At 73.3% G+C, this 19352-nt stretch carries 20 protein-coding genes and 1 pseudogene; 10 read left to right on the plus strand and 11 right to left on the minus strand.

Annotation, left to right across the window (positions count from 1 at the left end; translation table 11 throughout):
- Nucleotides 1-4: 4 nt before the first annotated feature.
- Genes AB0G10_RS13465 through AB0G10_RS13475 form a run of 3 tightly spaced genes read right to left on the minus strand, consistent with a single transcriptional unit; the run spans nucleotide 5 to nucleotide 3101 of the window.
- The gene (locus AB0G10_RS13465; RefSeq protein WP_360919663.1) at nucleotides 5-652 is read right to left on the minus strand and encodes a response regulator transcription factor; all 648 of its coding nucleotides are present in this window, start codon (nucleotides 650-652) and stop codon (nucleotides 5-7) included.
- On the minus strand, nucleotides 649-2619 hold the full coding sequence (locus AB0G10_RS13470) for a histidine kinase (protein WP_360919666.1): 1971 nt from the start codon (nucleotides 2617-2619) through the stop codon (nucleotides 649-651). Before AB0G10_RS13470 ends, AB0G10_RS13465 begins: the two co-directional genes overlap by 4 nt.
- 17 nt (nucleotides 2620-2636) lie before the next feature.
- On the minus strand, nucleotides 2637-3101 hold the full coding sequence (locus AB0G10_RS13475) for a hypothetical protein (RefSeq protein WP_360919669.1): 465 nt from the start codon (nucleotides 3099-3101) through the stop codon (nucleotides 2637-2639).
- A 266-nt stretch (nucleotides 3102-3367) separates the two neighbouring features.
- Between AB0G10_RS13475 and AB0G10_RS13480 the strand changes: the two genes are divergently transcribed.
- The 8 genes from AB0G10_RS13480 to AB0G10_RS13515 all read left to right on the plus strand — a co-directional run bounded on the left by AB0G10_RS13480 (nucleotide 3368) and on the right by AB0G10_RS13515 (nucleotide 11748).
- Nucleotides 3368-3652, plus strand: a complete 285-nt coding sequence (locus AB0G10_RS13480; protein WP_360919671.1) for a hypothetical protein — start codon at nucleotides 3368-3370, stop codon at nucleotides 3650-3652.
- Nucleotides 3649-4914 (plus strand): hypothetical protein, encoded by a 1266-nt coding sequence (locus tag AB0G10_RS13485; RefSeq protein ID WP_360919673.1) that lies wholly within the window; start codon nucleotides 3649-3651, stop codon nucleotides 4912-4914. Before AB0G10_RS13480 ends, AB0G10_RS13485 begins: the two co-directional genes overlap by 4 nt.
- 87 nt (nucleotides 4915-5001) lie before the next feature.
- On the plus strand, nucleotides 5002-5571 hold the full coding sequence (locus tag AB0G10_RS13490; RefSeq protein WP_360919676.1) for a DoxX family membrane protein: 570 nt from the start codon (nucleotides 5002-5004) through the stop codon (nucleotides 5569-5571).
- On the plus strand, nucleotides 5564-5965 hold the full coding sequence (locus tag AB0G10_RS13495) for a cupin domain-containing protein (RefSeq protein WP_360919678.1): 402 nt from the start codon (nucleotides 5564-5566) through the stop codon (nucleotides 5963-5965). The genes AB0G10_RS13490 and AB0G10_RS13495 overlap by 8 nt, the downstream gene beginning before the upstream one ends.
- The gene (locus AB0G10_RS13500; protein WP_360919681.1) at nucleotides 5962-6390 is read left to right on the plus strand and encodes a cobalamin-dependent protein; all 429 of its coding nucleotides are present in this window, start codon (nucleotides 5962-5964) and stop codon (nucleotides 6388-6390) included. Before AB0G10_RS13495 ends, AB0G10_RS13500 begins: the two co-directional genes overlap by 4 nt.
- The gene (locus AB0G10_RS13505; RefSeq protein ID WP_360919684.1) at nucleotides 6387-9533 is read left to right on the plus strand and encodes an FAD/NAD(P)-binding protein; all 3147 of its coding nucleotides are present in this window, start codon (nucleotides 6387-6389) and stop codon (nucleotides 9531-9533) included. Before AB0G10_RS13500 ends, AB0G10_RS13505 begins: the two co-directional genes overlap by 4 nt.
- Nucleotides 9530-11140, plus strand: coding sequence for an AMP-binding protein (locus tag AB0G10_RS13510; RefSeq protein ID WP_360919687.1), 1611 nt, complete (start codon nucleotides 9530-9532; stop codon nucleotides 11138-11140). The genes AB0G10_RS13505 and AB0G10_RS13510 overlap by 4 nt, the downstream gene beginning before the upstream one ends.
- Nucleotides 11137-11748 carry a spondin domain-containing protein gene (locus tag AB0G10_RS13515; RefSeq protein WP_360919690.1) on the plus strand — a complete coding sequence of 204 codons (612 nt, stop codon included), beginning with the start codon at nucleotides 11137-11139 and terminating at the stop codon, nucleotides 11746-11748. The genes AB0G10_RS13510 and AB0G10_RS13515 overlap by 4 nt, the downstream gene beginning before the upstream one ends.
- Before the next feature lie 149 nt (nucleotides 11749-11897).
- On the opposite strand, the gene AB0G10_RS13520 is transcribed toward AB0G10_RS13515, so the two are convergent.
- Complete coding sequence (locus AB0G10_RS13520) at nucleotides 11898-12365, minus strand: hypothetical protein (RefSeq protein WP_360919693.1); 468 nt, start codon at nucleotides 12363-12365, stop codon at nucleotides 11898-11900.
- Between the two features lie 297 nt (nucleotides 12366-12662).
- Here AB0G10_RS13520 and AB0G10_RS13525 point away from each other — a divergent pair, with 297 nt between their 5' ends.
- Nucleotides 12663-13349 carry a sulfite exporter TauE/SafE family protein gene (locus AB0G10_RS13525; RefSeq protein ID WP_360919695.1) on the plus strand — a complete coding sequence of 229 codons (687 nt, stop codon included), beginning with the start codon at nucleotides 12663-12665 and terminating at the stop codon, nucleotides 13347-13349.
- A gap of 19 nt (nucleotides 13350-13368) precedes the next feature.
- Here the strand turns inward: AB0G10_RS13525 and AB0G10_RS13530 are convergent, their stop codons facing one another.
- The 6 genes from AB0G10_RS13530 to AB0G10_RS13555 all read right to left on the minus strand — a co-directional run bounded on the left by AB0G10_RS13530 (nucleotide 13369) and on the right by AB0G10_RS13555 (nucleotide 17754).
- The gene (locus AB0G10_RS13530; protein ID WP_360919697.1) at nucleotides 13369-13869 is read right to left on the minus strand and encodes a hypothetical protein; all 501 of its coding nucleotides are present in this window, start codon (nucleotides 13867-13869) and stop codon (nucleotides 13369-13371) included.
- Between the two features lie 138 nt (nucleotides 13870-14007).
- On the minus strand, nucleotides 14008-14802 hold the full coding sequence (locus tag AB0G10_RS13535) for a phosphotransferase (protein ID WP_360919700.1): 795 nt from the start codon (nucleotides 14800-14802) through the stop codon (nucleotides 14008-14010).
- Between the two features lie 162 nt (nucleotides 14803-14964).
- The gene (locus AB0G10_RS13540; protein WP_360919703.1) at nucleotides 14965-16209 is read right to left on the minus strand and encodes an MFS transporter; all 1245 of its coding nucleotides are present in this window, start codon (nucleotides 16207-16209) and stop codon (nucleotides 14965-14967) included.
- A gap of 35 nt (nucleotides 16210-16244) precedes the next feature.
- Nucleotides 16245-16973 (minus strand): alpha/beta hydrolase, encoded by a 729-nt coding sequence (locus AB0G10_RS13545; RefSeq protein ID WP_360919706.1) that lies wholly within the window; start codon nucleotides 16971-16973, stop codon nucleotides 16245-16247.
- A gap of 44 nt (nucleotides 16974-17017) precedes the next feature.
- On the minus strand, nucleotides 17018-17371 hold the full coding sequence (locus tag AB0G10_RS13550; protein WP_360919709.1) for a hypothetical protein: 354 nt from the start codon (nucleotides 17369-17371) through the stop codon (nucleotides 17018-17020).
- Between the two features lie 14 nt (nucleotides 17372-17385).
- Complete coding sequence (locus tag AB0G10_RS13555) at nucleotides 17386-17754, minus strand: hypothetical protein (RefSeq protein WP_360919712.1); 369 nt, start codon at nucleotides 17752-17754, stop codon at nucleotides 17386-17388.
- Nucleotides 17755-17948: 194 nt separating this feature from the next.
- Here AB0G10_RS13555 and AB0G10_RS13560 point away from each other — a divergent pair.
- Nucleotides 17949-18281, plus strand: a pseudogene (locus tag AB0G10_RS13560) (S8 family serine peptidase); the annotation flags it as partial.
- A 28-nt stretch (nucleotides 18282-18309) separates the two neighbouring features.
- Here AB0G10_RS13560 and AB0G10_RS13565 read toward each other — a convergent pair.
- Nucleotides 18310-19284, minus strand: coding sequence for a helix-turn-helix domain-containing protein (locus AB0G10_RS13565; RefSeq protein WP_360919715.1), 975 nt, complete (start codon nucleotides 19282-19284; stop codon nucleotides 18310-18312).
- Nucleotides 19285-19352 lie beyond the last annotated feature (68 nt).

Here is a 19352-nt window from a genome sequence, read left to right on the forward strand (position 1 = left end):
TGAATCAGTCCAGCAGCCCGGCGTCCCGCGCCAGCAGGGCGGCCTGCACCCGGTCGGCGACGCCGAGCTTCGTGAAGATCGGTGTGAGCTGGTTGCGGACCGTCTTCTCCGAGATCCCCAGATGCCGGGCGATCCGGGCGTTGCTGTCGCCGCCGGCCAGCCGGGTCAGGATGTCGCGTTCCCGGATCGTGAGCTGGTCGAACGGCGGCGGCAGCGGGCCCGGCCCGGGCCGCAGCGCGGTGAGCACCGCCGCGCCGACGGCCGGGCCCAGCACCACTCCCCCGGCCGCGACCGTGCGCAGCGCGTCGACCACGGCGTCCGGGTCGGTCGCCTTCAGCACGAAGCCGCGGGCGCCGGCCCGCAACGCCCGGGCCACCAGGTGATCGTCCTCCGCCATGGTGAGGATCAGGACGCGGGCGTCGCGGCGGGTCTGCAGGATCCGGCGGGTCGCGTCGATGCCGTCGCCGTCGGGCAGCACCACGTCCATGGCGACCACGTGCACCTGCTGGGTCACCGCCTGCCGGACCGCCTCGGCCACGCTGGCGGCCTCCACCACCTCGGCGACCCACGGCTCGCTCTCCAGCATCACCCGCAGCCCCCGGCGCACCACCGGATGGTCGTCGACGATGAGGACCCGCACCCCGTCGTTCATGCGGCGACGGGGAGGGACAGCGGCGTCAGCGGCAGCGTGATGGTGATCGCGGTCCCGCGTGGTCGCGCCGAGGTGACCGTGCACCGGCCGCCGAGCTCGGCGGCGCGTTCCCGGATCGATGCCAGGCCCACACCCTGGCGGGTGGAGCGGCCGATCCCGACACCGTCGTCGGCGATCTCCACGGTCAGCGCCGCCACCGAGCGGGTGACGCTGACGTCGCAGGTCAGCGCCTGCGCATGGCGGATCACGTTGGTCAGCGCCTCGGCGACGCTGCGGTACACCGCCACCTCGGCGGCGGCCGGCAGTGCCGCCAGGTCACCGTCGATCCGCAACCGCACGGCCGGCTGCGCGCCGTCGAAGCGGCGGCACTCGGCGCGCAGCGCGGACTCCAGGCCGTTGTCGAGCGCCGGCGGGCGCAGCTGGTCGACCAGCTCACGCACCTCGGCCGTGCAGGTCCGCAGGTCGCCGTCGAGGGAGGTGAGGATCTGCCGGACCCGGGAGTGCTCGGGCACCAGCTTGCGGGCGGCGCGGACCTGCATCGACATGCCGGCCAGGTTCGGCCCGAGCCCGTCGTGCAGGTCACGGCGCATCTTGCGCCGCTCCTCCTCGCGGGCGCGTACCAGCCGCAGCCGGGACTCCTGCAGCTCGCGGACCAGTTTCGTGGCCTCGGCCGCCACCGCGGCGTGCACCGCCACCCCCTCCAGCAGCCGGCACTCGCGGCGGCTGAACCGGGCTCCCGGGCTGCGCGCGGCCACCAGCAGCCGGCCGACGTGCCGGCCGTGGGCGACCATGGCGAAGCTCTCCACGTCGGCCGGCGCGGTGCCGTGCTCGGCGTGCCGGCGCACGTACCCGTCGTCGGCGAGCTCGACCGCCACGTACGGCACCTGCAGCGACCGGGCCACCGTGCTGGTCAGCGACGGCAGCACGGCGCTGGGCTCCAGGGTGCGCCCGAGCAGGTCACCGAGGCGCGCCACCACCGTGTACGGGTCGTCGCGCTCCCCGTACAGCAGCCGGTTCACCACGGTCTGCACCTTGCGCCGCAGCGGTTCGAACGCCACCGCGATCACCCCGGTGGCCGCCAGCGACGCCTGCGCGTCGGTCTCGTACACCAGCATCTGGCGGACCGCGGCGACGATCGCCACGTACCCCACCACGACGAGCAGCGTCATGATCGACCAGACCAGGGTTCGGCTGACGATCGTGTCCAGGTCGTAGAGGTGGTACCGCAGCACCGCCACCGTCATCGCGACCGGGATCGCCACCGCGGTGATCGCCCAGGCGCCGGCCAACCCGGCCGCGCTCAGCCCGAAACCGATCACCATGAGGCCGCCGGCCGGCAGCAGGCACATCAGCTGGTGACGGGTGGCGCCGTCGGCGCGCCGCCAGCGCACCAGCAGGCAGGCCAGCACCCCGAGCAGCGCGGCGGTGGTCGCCACGAAGGCGAGCCCGCCCACCCGCATCGGCAGCTGCGCGGCCGCCGGGACCGCTGGGTCGATCTCGGTGAGCAGGGTGCGCGGGGCGTACAGCGCGGCCACCGCGAACCCGGCAGCGGCGACCGCGCCGAGCCCGGCGATGCCGATCGCCAGCGGCCGCCAGCGCCGCGACGGCAACCGGCCGTCCGGGAAGAACAGCAGCGCCAGGAAGATCAACGGGAACGGTGGCCACCACGACCACTGGCTCAGCCAGGCCAGCGGCAGCAGCGTCGACCAGCTCTCGCCGATCAGCGCGGCGGCCGCGGCCACGCCCGCCGCGGTCATCAGCCGGCCGACGACGTGGCCGCCCGCACCGGCGAGCACCAGCGCGCCCATCAGCGTGAACGAGATCGCGATCGGGGCGGTCAGCAGCGCCTCGTCAGCGGCGGGACGGCCGGCACCGGTGAGCTGGCCGATCACGACCAGGGCGGTGCCGGCGACAACAGCGGCGGCCGTCAGCACGCCGCGCACGGACTTGAGTGAGCGGAGAAGCATGGCAGGTCACGGCGTCGTTACCAGCAGCGGCCATGGGCGAGACAATTGTGGATCGCGCCGCTGTCGTGGTCCTCCTCCGGATCGCTGAACACCGACTGTGCCAGCAGCACGTAGCGCTCGGCGAACGAGGCGCCGTCGAACGCGTCGAGGCCGGAGAGGGCCTCCTGCAGCGCCTTCTGATGATCGTCGTCGCGCACCCCGGCGGCGAACTCCCCGTCGATGCGCTGCCGGCTGTTGCGCACGACCGCGTTGAGCCGCGCCTGCATGGACCGCTCGGAGAGCCGCGAGGTCGTGCGGACCATCCGCGCCACCCGTCCCTCGTCGTCGAAGGCGGGCGTCAGCCGGAACCGGTCGCCGTCGAAGTACTCGCGCACCTCACCCGGGCTGAATACCAGGCTGGCCCGCATGGCGGCAACCGACTGGAAGAAGTGGACAGTCCTCCGGGGAATGTCGATGCCGATGAAATCGGTGTCCTGGTTCATGACGAACCTCCGCATCAGGGACCGCTGGAAGCGTAGGCGCCGGGATCGTGGGCGTCGAAGCATCTGCCCGCGATCCGACACCGGATCGGGTCGGTACGCCGAGCCTCGCGCGCCGCGCGTCCCGGAGTGAAGGACATCCGTCCCGGTCCGGCGGGACGATGCGCTCGGCGAGCGCGACCCGGGGATGAGCCGCCCGGGCAGTCCACCCGGGCGGCCGGGACATCCGCCACTGCCCGGCGGGATGCCCGCGGCCGCAGAGTCAGGCCATGACGACACACACCATGATCGACGCTGCCCGGGCCGAGGCGCTGTTCGCCAGCATCCTGCCGACCGGCTCGCTGCCCGGAGCGGCCGAGACCACCACAGCCATCCGAAGCGCCGTGCGCCGGTACGGGGGCGTCCGTGGGTGTGCGGCCGAGATGGCCCACGCCTACGGCGAGCACCCCGAGACCGCCGCGCGGCGCATGCGCTGGGCCCGCGGGCTCGCGCACGAACTCCGGCAGCACCGTCCGACACCGAACGCCGGCCTGTCCGGCAAGGAGGAGAAGTGAACGCAGTACTGGACTGGAACGACACGTTCCTGCAGGCCATCCGGATCCGCGGCGGCGCACCCGGACCGATCGCCCGGTCCGGCGCCATCCTGCACATCGCGATGCACGACGCGATCGTGGCGATCGCCCCGACGCACGCGCCGTACCTGCCGGGGCTCGACGCCGCCGGGACCGAGAACAAGGAAGCGGCCGTGCACCGGGCCGCGCACCGGGTGCTCAGCACGCTGTTCCCGGAGCAGACCGAGGTCTTCGACGCCCAGCTCGCCCAGCGTGAGGGCGCGCTGCCGCCGCCGGGACCGCAGCGCACCGCGGTGCTCGCCGGCCGGCGCGTCGGCACCAGCTCGGCCCTGGCGATCCTCGCCGACCGGGCCGGCGACGGCCACGACGACGCGACTCTCTACCAGGTGAGCACGGCGCCGGGGTCCTGGCGCCCGGCGGACAGCACGGTCAGGCCCGCCACCCCGAACTGGGGCCGGGTGCGGCCGTTCTCGCTCGCCGCCGGCGAGTCGATGGAGGGCTGGCTGGCCACGTTCCGCCCGCCGCTGCCGGCCGGCGCCGCCGACGTGGCGGAGCTGCTCGCCTCGCAGGAGTACGCCGCGCAGGTGAACGAGGTCAAGGATCTGGGCCGGTTCGACTCGACCAGCCGTACCGCCGAGCAGACCGAGATCGCGCACTTCTGGGCCAACGACCTCGACGGCACGTACAAGCCGCCGGGCCAGCTGTTCACGCTCAGCCAGGTGCTGGCCACCGACGAGGGCCTCGACCTGGCCGCGACCGCGCACCTGTTCGCGCTCGTCGCGATCGTGATGGCGGACGCCGCGGTGGTGGCCTGGGACGCGAAGTACTCCACCGAGCTGGACCTGTGGCGGCCGGACACCGCCATCCAGCTGGCCGCGCTGGCGAACAACCCGGGCGTGGTCGCCGATCCGCTGTGGCAGCCGCTGTCGGTCACCTACGGCGGCGCCCGGTTCAGCCCGCCGTTCCCGGCCTACATCTCCGGGCACGCCACGTTCGCGGCCGCACACGCCCGGATGATGGCGAACTTCTTCGGCACCGACGACAAGAGCTTCCAGCTCAGCACCGACGACCCGTTCGCCGTCGGCGTCAAGCGCAGCTTCAGCAAGTTCTCCGACGCCGGCAAGGAGAACGGCCGCAGCCGGGTCTACCTGGGCGTGCACTACCCGTGGGACGCCGACGAGGCCCGTCCGGTCGCGAGCCGGCTCGCCGACCACATCTACGACACCCTGCTCACCGAGTCCTGAGGCGCCCGCCTCGAGGCTGCCACATCCGTGACCGTGGCCGGGACCGCAACGGGGGCCGGCCACGGCCCGTCACTGAAGGAGAAGACCATGCGCCGGATCGCTCACCGCGCCGCGCGTTCCGCCGCGGTGCTGGAGGGCGCCGCCGTCCGCCTCGCCGAGCGGCACGGGCTGCTGCTGTTGCGGCTCAGCCTCGGCATCGTGTTCGTCTGGTTCGCCGCACCGAAGTTCAAACCCGGCCTGAGCGCGGTCGACACCCTCGCCCAGGACACCATCGGCATCCTGACCCTGCAGGTGATCACCGGGTCCACCGCCACCTATCTGCTGGCGCTGCTCGAACTGGGCATCGGCATCGGGCTGCTCACCGGCCGGTTCCTGCGGCTGACGCTGGCCGCGCTGATGCTGCAGATGGCCGGCACGCTCACCCCGCTGGTGCTGTTCCCGCAGCTGACCTGGAAGGCGCCCGGGGTCCTCACCCTGGAGGGCCAGTTCATCGTCAAGAACATCGTGCTCGTCGCGGCCGGGTTCGCGGTCGCCGCCAGTCTCGGCCGGGTCCGCGCCACGTCGCGGCCGTTCACCGGCCGGCGCGTCCGGCGCAGCCCGGACGAGCAGCCACGCACCGTCAACCGGCACACCCACTCCTGGAGCTCTCATGTCTGACCTGTTCTTCTCCGACGTCCTGCGCGACGGCTTCGCGATGCCGGAGCTGCCCTGGGTGCCCTGGGTGGAGCCGGGCCGCGCCGGCGTGGAGCACTGCGTGCTGTGGACGACCGACGACCGGAACGAGTCGGTCGGGCTGCTGCTGCGCTTCCCGCCCGGCGCCCACGGCGACTTCCACGAGCACCTCGGCCACGAGCTGATGCTGGTGCTGCACGGGCAGCTCGACCACAGCGACGGCCGCTCGTTCGGCCGCGGCGACCTGGTCGTCGAGGAGCCCGGCTCCCGGCACCAGATGTCCAGCGCGAACGGCTGCACCGTGCTGGCCGTGCGCACCCGGCCGGCCGCGCCGCGCACGCCGCGCGCCGGCGAGGTAGTCCGCGAGCCGGCGCCATGACCGGGCGCACCGTCCTGCTGTCCACCGTGTCGTCCGACTCGCACACCTGGAACCTGGTGTTCCTGCAGCTGCTGCTGCAGGAACAGGGCCACCGGGTGGTCAACCTGGGCCCGTGCGTGCCCGACGAGCAGCTGGTCGCCGCCGCGCTGGACCTGCGGCCGCACGCCATCGTGATCAGCACCGTCAACGGGCACGGCCACCTGGACGGCGCCCGGCTCATCCGCGCGGTCCGCGCCGAGCCGCGGCTCGCCGCGACCCCGGCCATCATCGGCGGCAAGCTGGACACCGGCGGCACCGCCGAGCGGCACGTGCGCGACCTGCTCGACGCCGGCTTCGACGCGGTGGCCACCGGCGGCGGCGAGACGTCGGAGCTCACCGCGTTCCTGGCCGCGGACCGGGAACGCGCCGTGGCGGTGGCCGCATGACGAACGCCACCGATCTGGGCGACTACGTCGCGGCCGCCGCCGCGCGCGGCGACCTCGTGGTCCAGCCCCGGATGGGCCTGTCCCGGCCGGACCGGATGGCGGCCGGGCTGCGGGCGGTCGCCGCCGCCGACGCCACCACGCTGGCGACGATCACCCTGGACAGCTACACGCGGGTCAACGACCACGCGGCGGCGCGGCGGGCACTCGAGTCCGGCGTACCCCTCAATGGTTTTCCGCTCGTGGCCCACGGACCGCACGTGGCCGCACGGGTGGTGAGGGCCGCCGGAGATCGCACGCCGGTGCAGGTGCGGCACGGTTCGGCAGATCCAGGACGGATCTTCGACACGATGCTGCGGGCCGGGCTGGCCGCGTCCGAGGGCGGGCCGGTGTCCTACTGCCTGCCCTACGGGCGGGTGCCGCTCACCGCATCGGTCGCGCACTGGTCGCAGGCCACCACGGACCTGGCCGGGCGGAGTCGCGACGCCGGGCTGCGCGCGCACCTGGAGACGTTCGGCGGTTGTCTGCTCGGCCAGCTCTGCCCGCCGTCGCTGCTGGTCGCGCTCAGTGTCCTGGAGGCGCTGTTCTTCGCCCAGCACGGCATCGGCAGCGTCTCGCTCAGCTACGCCCAGCAGACCCACCCGGTCCAGGACCTGGAGGCCCTCGCCGCGCTGCGCGCGCTGGCCGGCCGCCTGCTGCCACCGGAGATCGACCGGCACCTGGTGGTCTACACCTACATGGGCGTGTTCCCGGGCACCGAGCCGGGCGCGCGGCGGCTGCTGGACACCAGCGCCGAGCTCGCCGTGCGCGGCGGCGCCCAGCGGCTGATCGTCAAGACCGCCGCGGAGGCGCACCGGATCCCCACCGTCGCGGAGAACGTCGCCGCGCTGGAGGCCGCCGGCCGCCGGGCCACGCTGGCACGCGCGCACAGCGACCTGCCGTGGGCCGAGTCGCTGGACTACTCGGCGATCCACGACGAGGCCACCGCGCTGATCGAGGCCGTGCTCGGTCTCTCCGACGACGTCGGGGTGGCGCTGCGGCGCGCGTTCGCCGCCGGCCTGCTCGACGTGCCGTTCTGCCTGCACCCGGACAACGCCGGGCGCACCCAGGGGATGATCGGCGCCGACGGCCGGCTGAACTGGGCCGACACCGGCCGGCTGCCGCTGCGGCGGGCCACCACGGCGCCGGCCGGGCGGGTCACCTCGCGGCGGCTGCTCACCATGCTGTCGCACACCGCGAACCGCCACGACCGGGTGCTCGCGCCGGTGGGGCCCACGCTGCCGGTGCCGGCGCCCGGGTCGCCCGCGCCGTACCGGATCGCGGTCGTCGGCACCGGCCCGCGCGGCATCGCCGTGCTGGAACGCCTCGTCGCCCGGCTGACCGCGCACCCACCGGACCGGCCGGTGATCCTGCACGCGATCGACGCCGTGCAGGTGGGCTGCGGCCAGATCTGGCGCACCGACCAGCCCGGCTGGTTCCTGATGAACACCCCGGCCGGTGAGGTCACCATGTTCTCCGGCCCGGCGGACGGTGGGCGCCCGCGCGCCGGCGCCGGTCCCAGCCTCGCCGAGTGGTGGCGTACCGCGGAACCCGGCGTGGCCGACCCGAACGGGTACGCGCCACGGCGCACCTACGGCCGCTACCTCACCTGGGTGCTCGACACCATCGAGGCCGGCCTGCCGCCCGCGGTGACGCTGCACCGCGTCCACGCCCGGGTCCGCACGCTGGACACCGCCGGCACCGGCCCGCTGCGGCTGGAGACCGCCGACGGCCGGATCCTGGTCGTCGACCGGGTGGTGCTGTCCACCGGGCACCCGGCGCCGCAACTGTCCGGCGGGCAGCAGGCGTTCGCCGACGTGGGCGTCCGGCACCCGGGCGCGCGTTACCTGCGCGCCACGCACCCGGCCGCGATGCCCCTCGACGAGCTGCCGGCCGGCCGGCCGGTCGGGGTGCTCGGGCTGGGCCTGACGTTCTACGACGTGATGGCCGCGCTGACGATCGGTCGCGGGGGCCGGTTCGTCGGCACCGGCGACAGCCTGCGCTACCAGCCCAGCGGCGCGGAACCGCTGCTCGTGGCCGGATCCCGCAGCGGGGTGCCGCTGCCGGCCCGGGGACGCAACCAGAAACCCGGCGATTTCCGGTACACCCCACGGATCTTCACTCCGCAGCGCATCCACGCGGCACGGGCGACCGGGCCGCTGGACTTCCGCGGCGACGTGCAGCCGTGGCTGCTCGCCGAAATCGACCTGGTCTACTTCGGCACCGCGATCCGGCAGCGGTTCGGCCCGGAGCGCGAGCAGGAGTTCACCGAGCGGGTCCTGGCCGCCCTGGCCCGCGGCGCCGGCCCGGACGCGGTGCTCCTCGCCGCGCGCGGCGCCGGCCTCACCGACCTGCCCGTCCTGGACCTCGCGGCGCTGGCCCGGCCGTTCACCGGCCGCCGGTTCGCCAGCCCGCGCGCGTTCCACCGCATCGTGCGCCGCCACCTCGGCCAGGACCTGGCCGCCGCCGACCAGGGCAACGTCGACGGGCCCCGCAAAGCCGCCCTGGACACCCTGCGCGACGTCCGCTCGGTGATCCGCGCCGCCGTCGACCACGGCGGGCTGACCGCCCGCTCGCACCGCGACGACTTCCTCGGCGCGTTCGTCCCGCTGGCCTCGACGCTGTCCGCCGGGCCGCCGCGGCTTCGGCTGCAACAGGTGATCGCCCTGCTCGACGCGGGTGTGCTCCGGCTGCTCGGACCGGGCGCCGTCTTCACCGCCGACTCCGCCCGCGGCCGCTTCCGGGGCAGCTCGCCGCAGGTGCGCGGCTCCGCGACGGCGCTGGACGCGCTCGTCGACGCCCGGATCCCGGCGCCGGACCTGCGCCGCGACCCGGCGCCGCTGACCCGGCACCTGGTCGGTGCCGGGGTGCTGCACCCGTACGCCAACGGCACGTTCCGCACCGGTGGCGTGCACGTGACCACCGCGCCCTACCACCCGGTCGGCGCCGGCGGCCGGCCCGACCGGCGCCTGCACGTGCTCGGCATCCCCACCGAGCACACCCGCTGGTTCACCCAGGTCGGCAGCGGCCGCCCCGGCCGGTGGGACACGTTCACCACCGACGCCGACACGATCGCCGCCAACCTGCTCGGGATGGGGAAGCGGTGAGCGCCGCCGGGTTCCGGGCGGCCCGCGACCTGCTGCTGGCCGCCCGCGACGACCACGACCTGGCCTGCCGCACGTTCCGCTGGCCGCAGCCCGCGTACTTCAACTGGGCCCTCGACTGGTTCGACACGAACCCGGCCGGGATCGCCCTCGAGCTGATCGACCCGGGCGGGTCCACGCTGACCGTGTCCTACCCGGAGCTGGCGGCGCGCTCCGGCGCGGTCGCGGCCTGGCTGCGCGACCTCGGTGTCCGCCGGGGCGACCGGGTCCTGATCGTTCTCGGCACCCAGCGGGAACTGTGGGAGTGCCAGCTCGCCTGCCTCAAGCTCGGCGCCGTGGTGATCCCCACGTACCCGTCGCTCACCCCGGCCGAGGCCCGCGACCGGCTCGGCCGCGGCCGGATCCGGCACCTGATCTGCCGCGCCGGGCGCGCCAGCGTGTTCCCGGATCCGGTGCCGGGCGTGCGGGTGGCCGTCGGCGCGGACGTGCCCGGCTGGTCGCGGTACGCGGACGCGTTCGCACCGGCCCGCCCGTTCGAGCCGGACGGCCCGACCCCGGCCGCCGACATCGCGTTCGGCTATTTCACGTCCGGCACCACGGCCGCGCCCAAGCTGGTCGCGCACACCCACGCCAGCTACCCGATCGGCCACCTGACCAGCATGTACTGGAACGGCCTGCGCCCCGGCGACCGGCACCTCAACGTCGCCGCGCCGGGCTGGGCCAAGCATTCGTGGAGCAGCCTGTTCGTCCCGTTCACCGCCGGGGCGACGCTGGTCGCCGTGACCGGCGAGCCGGGACCGGGGACGCTGGCCCGGCTGCTCGCCGGGCGCCGGATCGACTCGTTCTGCGCGCCGCCCGGCACCTGGCGGGCACTGGCCGGCCACCTCGGCACGGCGCGGCCCACGCTGCGCGAGGCCACCAGCGCCGGGGAGCCGCTCGACGCCGGGCTCGCCCGCCGGGTCCGGGACGCGTGGGGGGTCACCGTGCGTGACGGGTACGGACAGACCGAGACCACCGCGCTGATCGGCACCACACCCGGCCTGCGGCCACGGCCGGGCTGGCTGGGCAAACCGTTGCCCGGCGTCACCGTCCACGTCGACGAGACCACCGGGGAGATCCAGGTCGGCCTCGACGACGTGGGCATGCTGGCCGGCTACCTCGACGACGAGGCCGCCACCGCCGCCGCGTTCGCCGGTGGCCGGTACCACACCGGTGACCTGGGCGTCGCCGGCGACGACGGCTGGATCCGGATCGCCGGCCGCCGCGACGACGTGTTCAAGTGCGACGGGCACCGGGTGTCGCCGTACGAGCTGGAAGCCGTCCTGCGTACCCATCCCGCCGTCGCCGACGCCGCGGTCGTCGCGCACACCGGGCCCGGCGGAGGGCTCGTGCCGCACGCCGTGGTCGTCGCCCACCCGGGCACGGCCGCCGACGACCTGTCCGGTGTGCTGCTCGCCCACCTGGCGGAGCGGGTCGCCCCGCCGCTGCGGCCGCGGGCCGTGCACGTCGTGGACGCGCTGCCGCGTACCCCGTCCGGCAAGATCCGCCGCCGCGAGCTGTCCTGTTCCGGGCACACCGGGTGCCCGGCCGATTTGGAGGTAACCAGATGAGCACCACTACCGCCGCCCCGGTCACCTGGCAGGTGCGGATCACGAACCTGACACCCGTGGGCAACGGCGCCCCCGGCTCGCAGCCGCTGTCCCCGCCGGTCTTCGTGGTGCACCGCGCCGCCGTGCACGTCTGGCGGGAAGGCGAGATCGCCAGTCACGCCCTGGTCGCGGTCACCGAGGACGCCAACAACGCGGTGCTGGTCGCGGCGATGTCGAAGCTCGACGACGTGGTCGAGGCGTTCGCGTCGACAGGCGGCCCGATCCCGTCCGGGCAGTCCGCGGATTTCACCGTCCGGGTCCGCCCCGGGCTCCGGCTGAGCATCGTCACCATGCTGGTCAACACCAACGACGGGTTCACCGGCGTCGATTCGATCCGGCCGCAGGGGCAGCAGTTCACGGTACGCGAGGACGCCTACGACTCCGGCTCGGAGGTCAACAACGAGCTGGCGAAGTTCATCCCCGGCCCGTGCTGCGGCAACTTCTTCGTCCGCGAGCCCGAGGGCGAGGTCATCCGCCACCACGAGGGCATCACCGGGCGCGGGGACCTCGACCCGGCCGTGCACGGATGGCGGGACCCGGTCGCCGAGTTCGCGTTCACCCGGGCGTGACGCCGTCACCTCGCCGGCCGGACCGGAGTTCGTGAACCGCGTCCGCCCACAGGTCATCGGCGCGTTCCTGCGGCGTGTCGTCCTCGAGTCGATGACGGCACGCCGCCGGCCGGGCGAGAAGCCGGGCCGGCAGCGACAGCGGATCCATCTCAGAGCGAGAGCTGCACCGCGACAGCCAGAGCCACCGCGATCACGGCGTCCGGCCACTGGCTCAGCATCGCGAACCGCCACACCCGCGACCGCAGGTTCCAGCGTGCCCGGATCACGTAGTGGGCGACCAGGAACTTGATCACGTGCAGCAGGAACAGCACGCACGAACCGATCGCGAGCGTCCAGTAGACCGCCAGGAAGACCGTTCCGAACACGCCCAAGCCGCCGCCCGGCACGGCGATCAACCAGCTGATCGGGATGCCGGCCGGAAACAGCACCCCGGCAGCTGTCAGCCAGATCATGCTGCGGGTCAGGTGCCGCTCGGCCAGCGCGTACTTGTCGTCGGGTTCGAGATTGGCCTCCGCCCACAGGTTGTCGGCGCGCTCCTTCGGCGTACTGCCCTCGACGCCGAGGACAGCCGCCGCCGGCCGGGCGAGAAGCCAGGCCGGCAGCGACAGCAGATCCATCGTGTGCTCCTGGTTAGTAGGCCCGGCGGTTCCGGCGCTGACACGAGCTGTTCGCGTAGGCCCGCTTGGCCTTGCGGGCGCCACGGTATCCCTTCATCGACCGGAACGCTCTGGTGTTCTTGGACATCCGGTACGCGCGGTAGCTCGCCTTCGCGGCCCGCGCGCCACGGGCGAAACCGCCGACCCCGGGATTGCGCCGACCACGCCGAACGCCGCCGCGCCGTACCGGCCGGCTCGAACGTAGTTGTACGCCGAATCGGTAAGAACCCGATCGCGGCTGCCCCGGCCGTCGCCCTCGTGGTCGGGACGTTCATCGGCGCGGTCGGCGTCGGCGGGGTCGGCCTGCCGCCCGCTCTGACCTGGTTCGCCGGGCTGGACCCGCACACCGCCGCCGGCAGCAGCAGCTTCAGCTTCCTGTTCACCGGCCTGACCGGAACGCTGATGTACGCCCGCCACCGCGTGATGCCGTGGCGGCTGGCCGGCGGGCTCACGCTGGGCGCGGCGCTGGCCGCGATGCCGGGCGCGCTGGCGAACAACCTGCTGCCGGACCGGGTGGTGCTGCCGCTGCGGGGCGTCTTCGTAACCGCGGCCGGCCTGTACCACCTCAGGTCCCGCACCCGCCGCCCGCGCCCGCTGCCTCCCCAGGCCGAGCCGCGACCCGCGGCCGAGCCGCCGCCTCGCGCGGCCGCGCTGTCGTCCCGGGCGGCCGTGCTGACCGGCGCCGCGGTCGGGTTCTGCTCAGTGCTGACCGGTACCAGCGGCCCTGTCTTCCTCATCCCGGTGCTGCTCGTCCTCGGCGTCCCGGTGGTCGAGGCCGTCGCCGCCGGCCAGGTGACCCAGTTGCCGCTGGTCACGTTGGCGGCCGCCGGATATGTGCTCCAGGGCTCGGTCGACCTGGGCCTCGGCTGCGTGATCGGCGTCCTGGCGGTGGCCGGCGCCCGGATCGCCCTGCGCCTGCGACCGGCCCAGCTCCAGCGACGCTGATCGGTTCGGACTGCTCGTGTTATCGACCACCCTGCTCGGGCAGCGCTGAGAAGTCCCGATCCGGTGCAGCTCTGTCGGCTGCGGTGAACAGGGGCAACTGCGAGATTCCGAATATGGCCTCCTGCCAGCGGTCCAACCCCAGCTCGCTGAACGCGTCCGGATAGCCACGGTGGCTGCCACGGAAGACCTCGGTGAGCTGGCCGAACCGGCGCTGATCTTCGCGCCAGGCCTCCAGGAACGCGGTGCAGTCCTCGGGCCGGATCAGCTCGAGTTGGAACAGGGCCTCTTGAAGCGATTTCGAGGCCTGTACACGCTCGTCGCCGCACGGATGGACACCACAATCGACCTGCTGTAAGGCCCTGCGCACCACGCCGCGAAGTTGCAAGATCACCGAATGCAGCGACAATGAGCTTCTGCGTGAACTGGCCGGCGAGGTCCTGCGCGGCGGCATCGGCCTCGCCGACGCCCTGACCGCGCCGGCGAACGCCGACACGCTCGCGGCCGGGCTGGACGGATTCACCGGCTGGTACGACACCCTCGGCAACGACGAACGCGAACGGCAGGCCCACGAGTGCGGGAGCGGGCTGGCGCGGCTCGCATCGCAACTCGCCGCCGAACAACCCACCCACCACGAACCCTGATGGTGGGGCTCCGGCGCCTATGCGAGCATCACCCGGCGGATCGTGGTGCGGTTCCGGGCGATCCACGAGGCGCTTCGCGCCCGCCAGGTGATGCCCCACAGGACCGGATATCCGTCGCCGGCGATCGCCGCCGTGCTGTCGATGGTCACGCCGTGGGCGACCGCCTCGTGGCGTGCACTGTGAATCGCGACGTCGGCGAGCCGGTCAACGAGTTCGTCCCGCGCGTTCCGGGACAGGCCGTACCCGTCGACGATGGCGCGAGCGTGACGGGCCCTGGTGAGTGCGTCGGGCAGGCCCTGCATCTCGACGACGTCGTCGTCGACGAGCTGGGCGTTCAGCCACACCGCCTCGGCGAGCTCCCACAGCCGGTCCACCGGTCCGGCGAACTCCCAGTCGATGAACGCGTCAGCCCGCCCGTTCTCACCGACGATGTTCCACGGCCCGGGATCACCATGCCCGATCACCATGTCGTCGCCGCCGAGCCGGCGCAGCCCGTTGACCTGCCACACGGCATCAGCGGGCGGCGTGAACGTCGCGGTGGCATCGTGCAGGCCACGCAGGAGCGCCCCCACCCCATCGACGGCCTCGTCGGACCAGGCGCGCGGATGCGGGGACTCTCCCGGCACGAAGCTGTACCCGTCGCCGACCACGCGCGGCGCACCCGCGAAACCGGCCTGCTCAAGATGCCTGAGCAGAGCGAACACCGCGGGAGTCCACGGCCCGTCCGTCTTGCGCACCACCCCATCGAACAGAACCGCGTCCGCGACGTGCGTGCCGGAGCCCCAGGTACGGAGTCGCTCGGAAGATTCCACTCAGGTGCCCTTCGTCGCTCATCGCCCCCGGACAGGGGCCAGCATCACCACGACCCAGCCGGGTCGCAAGCGATTTCAGCCGGCAGTCTCCGCTTCCCGCCCCTTCTCGCGTGGTTGATCTCGCTTGGATGCCCGTAGAGGGGCGGTGGAGATAGCGAGCGGCTATGCGGAGTGTCGGCGATCACCGGCCGCGTACAGCGCCAGGAGGACCACTGCCAGAACGGTCAGTGACGGCCCGAGGGTGTACGCCCCGACGCGTTCGACGAGCACACCGGCCCCGGCGGGGATGAGCACCCCGCCCAGGCCCGCGGCCGCCATCTGCAGACCGATCACCCGGTCGGCGTGGGCCCGCCCGACCCGGTCGGCCGTCGTCAGCGTCAGGAGCGGGAACACCGGCGCCGCGGCGAAACCGATCAGCATGAGGCCGGACACGGCTGACCAGGCCGGGCCGGGGACGGCGATCAGCACGGCGCCGGCCAGCATGCCGGCAAGACCACCGACAAGGGTACGGGTGGTGCCCAGCCGCTCGACGGTGAAACCTTGCACGACCCGGCCGACGAACAGACATGCCCAGTACGCCGAGACACACAGTCCGGCCGTGGTGGCGCTGACGGCACGGTCCTCGGTGAGCAACAGGTACGCCCACAGGCCGGTCGCCGCCTCGAGCCCGACGTAGACGGCGAACGCGGAGACGCTGAGCCACACCGCGGGCATCCGCAGAGTCGCCCCCACGCGCGGCAGCGGCGCGTCCGGGGCGGACCCGGGTTCGTGCGATGTCGAGGCGGCGGCGCGGTGCGGCCTCCAGGACCGCGCGGTCACGACGAAGGCGATGGCCAGCAGCGCCTGCGCGCAGGCCACCAGTCCGTAACCCCACCGCCACGACAGATCGCCGCTCAGCACACCGGTCATGATCAGCGGCCCGATGGCGACACCGAGCCCGAAGAACGCGTGCAGCCAGTTCATGTGCCGGGGGCCGAACGCGTTCGCGGCGTACGCATTGAGGCCCGCGTCGATCGCGCCGCCGCCGACCCCGGCGAGCAGCGCGCAGGGCAGCAGCCACCCCAGCGCCGGAGCGGTGGCATAACCGGCCAGGGCGAGGGCGGCGAGCGCCGTGCTGCCGGCCAGCAGCCGCCCGACACCCAGCCGGACGAGGGCGAACCCGGCCGCGACGCTGGACAGCAGATAGCCGACCGTGCTGGCGAACAGCAGCACGCCGACGGAATCGGTGGAGACCCGCAGCTCACCTGCCATCGACGGCCATCCGACGCCGAGCAGACCATCGGGGAGACCGAGACTGATGAAGGCGCAGTAGGCCAGCAGCAGCACGGAGGTCCCGATCGCTGCCACCTTCACGGGCCCTGCGGAGGAAGAGTCCTCAGCGGAGGTGTTGGACCGGGGAGCCGTCATGATCGCATCCTGACATGACGTCGGCGTCGGTCATGTCATCGGATCAGTCTCAGGCACTGCGCCGGGCTCTCCACATGGGCGTTGTGCCCCAGCCCGGCCAGCGTCACGACCGGGGTCTTCAGCAGCGCGTACTGCTCGCCGGTGTTCATCGGGTCGTGTTCGCCGCGGGCCAGGACGACCGGCGCCGACGAGCGGGCCAGCAGGCCGGGCATGTCGGGCGCGCCGACACCGAACGCCGCCGGATCGAGGGCGAGCCGCCACCGGCCGTCCTCCTCGGCGACTCCGGCGGTCGCGGCGGGATGGTCGTCGGTGACGAGACCGGCGAGGCCGGAGACCCGCAGGTGCCGGGCGATCGCCTCCTGCCGGGTGTCGAACCACGACACCGGGCGCGCCGCGAGCGCACCGGCCCGTTCCAGGTCTTCGGCACTCCAGTCCACCTTGATGCCCAGCCCGGCGACGGCCGCGACCCGGTGCCTGGCGGCGAGAATGAGGGCCACGACGCCGCCCAGCGAGTGACCGAGCAGGACGGTGCTGCCGTACGGATCGATGAGCGGCGCCACCGCGTCGGCCAGCGCCTCGAAGGTGTAGCGCGGCAGCCGGGGTGATCCCCCGTGGCCGGGCAGGTCGGGGGCGATCCACCGGCCGGGCCATTCCCGGGTCAGCACGGGCGCCCAGTCCGCCCAGACGTCGCCGGTCGCGCCGAGCCCGTGCAACAGCAGCAACAGGGGGCCGCCTTCTCCGCCGCCCCGTACCCGGAGATCCATGACCCGATCTTCTCATTCAGGGGCCATTGGTTCGGGTACGGAGGTCAGGGCGTCATATCCGTGTAGCCCTCGCCGGGGAACTCGTCGCTGGTGGAGAGCTCGAATCGGCTGACCACCGCCGCGTTCGCCGGGTCGAGCTCCCACAGGAAGAAGATCGGTTGTTCGGTCTGCAGCAGCTGCAGGTGGGTGAGCATCTCGCTCTTGGGAAAGTTGATGCCGATCTGGTTGACGCCCACGGCGGAGCCGATGGCCGGGTCGGCGTTGTAGAAGAGAATCGCGACCGCGAGAGGGCTTCCCTGCGCCGGCGTCAGGACGATCATGTATTGCCGGGTCAGGTTCCCCTGGTTGAGGCGCGAGTCGGTGACCACCTGGTAGCTGTCGACGCGCGACGTTGGCATGTCTGGTCCCCCCTTCAGCTGGTGTCGGCCGGGCCTTCGCCCGGTGGCTCCGACCGGGTTCTGGTCTGCAGCGAGGCGAGCAGGCTCGGCTGGGCCGGATCGGTGCTCCACTCGATCTCGATCGGCGCTTCGGTCTGGAACAGCATCCGGTGGAACGCGAAGTCCTCCTCCTGGAAGAACGCGATCACGCGCAGCGGCACGGCCGGCGCGATGCTGCCGATCACCGGGGGCGCGCCGGTCGGCAGGTTGTAGTTCAGCTCGACGAACGCGACGCCGCTGCCGGAGCCGACGAACGGCAGCGGGGTTATGCGCAGCAGGTTCCAGACCCGACCCGGCAGGCGTCGGCACACGACGGTGTAGGTCTGGGCTTGAACGAAGGGCATGGGCGAGTCTAGGTTCGCCCGCCACGGCAGCGCTGTCAGCTGCGTGACCGCACGGTGTACCGCCCGATGGACCTCGCCGACGGACTCCGAGGTCCGGCAAAGAAGCTCGATCACGGACCTGAACAGTCCATGTTGTACCTTCCGCGGATGGTGAAGCCGTGGCAGATGGCCGTGGCCGGGATATGGGCGGTGTGGTGGCGGCCTTCTCCAGCCGAGGGCCGGGGGCCAAACCAGATCTGGTCGCGCCCGGTGCCAGGATCCGGTCGGCGCTGCCGGGCGGCGGTTACGGCGAGCTGTCCGGCACGTCGATGGCGACGCCGCACGTGGCAGGGGTGGTGGCGCTGATGTGGTCGGCGGCCCCGGCGCTGATCGGCGACCTGACCCGGACCCGGGCACTGCTGACCGCCACGGCGACACCCCTGGCCGGGCCCACGGCCGGCTGTGGCGCGGCCGGCGCCGGCCTGGTGAACGCCCCGGCGGCGGTCCGCGCCGCTGTGAGACTGGACCCCGAGGCGAAGCCCGGTTGAGGTCGCAGGCAGCGTTGCCTGACGTCCGCTACCGGGCTGGCCGCGTTGAGGAGGCCGGGCCGGCACGGAAGGCACGCCGGTACGCGTTCGGCGAGGAGCCCAGCCGCCGGGCGAAGTGGTGGCGCAGCGTCTCCACGGAGCCGAAGCCGGTGCGGGCCGCGATCGCGGCGACCGGCTCCTCGGTGTTCTCCAGGTACTGCTGGGCGAGCAGGATCCGCTGCCCGGTGAGCCACTGCAGCGGGGTGGTGCCCACCTCCTGCTGGAATCGGCGGGCGAAGGTACGCGGTGACATGTGAGCGCGGCGCGCCATCTGCTCCACGGTCAGCGGCTCGTGCAGGTGGGCGTCGAGCCAGGCGAGCACCGGCGTCAGGTTGCCGGTACGGCTCTTCGGGCCGGGTCGTTTGACGTACTGGGCCTGGCTGCCCTGCCGGTGCGGGGACGTCACCATGCGCCGGGCGATGTCGTTGGCGACAGCGCTGCCCTGCAGTCTGCGGACCAGGTGCAGGCAGGTGTCGATGCCGGCGGCGGTGCCCGCCCCGGTGATCACCGGGTCCTCGTCGACGTAGAGGCGGTCGGGTTCGACCCGGGTGCGCGGGAAGCGCCGGGCGAGTTCCGCGGCGTAGCGCCAGTGGGTGGTACAGCGGCGGCCGTCGAGCAGTCCGGCCTCGCCGAGCACGAAGGCGCCGGAGCAGATGCTGAGCACCCGGGCGCCGCGGGCCACGGCGGCCCGCAGCGCGTCGTACAGCTGCGCGGGCTGCGGCACACCGGGATCGCCGGCGGGCACGCCGATCAGGTCGGCGGTCTCCAGCCGGTCGAGCCCGTGCGTCGCCTCGATGCGGAAGCCGTGCCGGGTGGGCACGTGCGAGCCGGTGGCGGAGACGACGGCGAAATCGTACGTGGGCAGGCCGTCGTCGCCGCGGTCGATCCCGAAGACCTCGCAGAACACGCCCAGCTCGAACGCGTGCCCGCCGGTGAGGGCCAGGACGGCGACATTGCTCAGCATCGGTCTCCCCTCCGATGGCAGGAATTTAAGCATAGTGGGCGTTCCTGCCACGGTCGGCGGAGCGCCGC

Source organism: Actinoplanes sp. NPDC023714, from assembly GCF_040639855.1.
Taxonomy (GTDB): Bacteria; Actinomycetota; Actinomycetes; order Mycobacteriales; family Micromonosporaceae; genus Actinoplanes.